This is a genomic window from Corallococcus carmarthensis (genome assembly GCF_003611695.1).
Lineage (GTDB): Bacteria > Myxococcota > Myxococcia > Myxococcales > Myxococcaceae > Corallococcus > Corallococcus carmarthensis.
The window spans coordinates 1-967 of sequence record NZ_RAWE01000464.1 but is presented as its reverse complement, the minus strand read 5'-3'; the positions used below and the strand labels follow the sequence as shown (position 1 = coordinate 967).

Here is a 967-nt window from a genome sequence, read left to right as displayed (position 1 = left end):
CGGGGGGCTCCGGGCGGCATACGGGATGCTCTTGGAGAGGGGACCGGGACGGGTTCCCGGCATCCAGGAGCGGAACATCATGGGAATGGTCGCCTTCTTGAACGCGTGGGGCTCCCTCAAGGGGACCTGGGAGCGCCGCACGGGGGCCCGCGATGGGGGCTCGGGCGAAGGCTCGCTCAAGGCCGTGCGTGCATTGGGGGCCCAGGGCCTGGCGGATGCCCGCCGCCGCGGCGCCCGCGCGCTGGAAGAGGCGTGGCGGTGCACCTGCTGCCGCAGCCTGCTGGCCCATGTCTTCGAGCGCGTGGGCTCCACGCTGTTCCTGGACGACGACCCGGACGCGCTGGCTCGGTCCTTCGACGACAGCGAGCGCGACCGGTACAGCGCCCGCGTGCTCGCTGCCTGCATCGTGATGGTGGGCCGCGAACGCGTCGCCGCCACCGTCTGAGCGCGGGGACGAGAGGACTTCGAACGACAATCGCGGCCGTGACGGCCGGGAGGCAGGCAGATGCGATGGATGGATTTCCTGGCGGTGGAGGCGATCCGCCCGGCCCTGCGGGCGCATGACAGCGCTTCGCTGCTGGAGGAACTGGCGGAGCTGCTGGCGCCGGAGGCGGACGTTGCCCGGGAGGTCATCGCCGGGGCGCTCCGCGCGCGTGAGCGGCTGGGCGCCACGGCGATGGAAGGGGGCGTGGCCATCCCCCACTGCCGCGTGGAGGGCGCGCGGCGCATCGTCACCTGCGTGGGGCTGCACCGGGGCGGCCTGGCCTTCGGCGAGCCCGAGGACGGCCTGGTGCGCATCTTCGTCGGCGTGGTGGCCCCACCCGACACGGCGGGCCTGCACCTCAACGTGCTGTCGCGCATCGCGGCGCTGCTGCACACGCCGCCCATGAGGGACGCCCTGCTCGCCACTGTCACCGCCAGTGAGGCCCACGCCCTGCTGGTCCGGGCCGAGGCCGCCCTCCACCCC

General features: G+C 73.8%; 2 protein-coding genes. Both read left to right on the top strand.

Annotated elements, in window-relative coordinates; translation table 11 throughout:
- Nucleotides 1-79 precede the first annotated feature (79 nt).
- The gene (locus tag D7X32_RS44485; protein ID WP_147450537.1) at nucleotides 80-445 is read left to right on the top strand and encodes a hypothetical protein; all 366 of its coding nucleotides are present in this window, start codon (nucleotides 80-82) and stop codon (nucleotides 443-445) included.
- A 60-nt stretch (nucleotides 446-505) separates the two neighbouring features.
- Nucleotides 506-967: PTS sugar transporter subunit IIA (locus D7X32_RS44480; RefSeq protein ID WP_147450536.1), on the top strand; the 462-nt coding region annotated here is incomplete at its 3' end.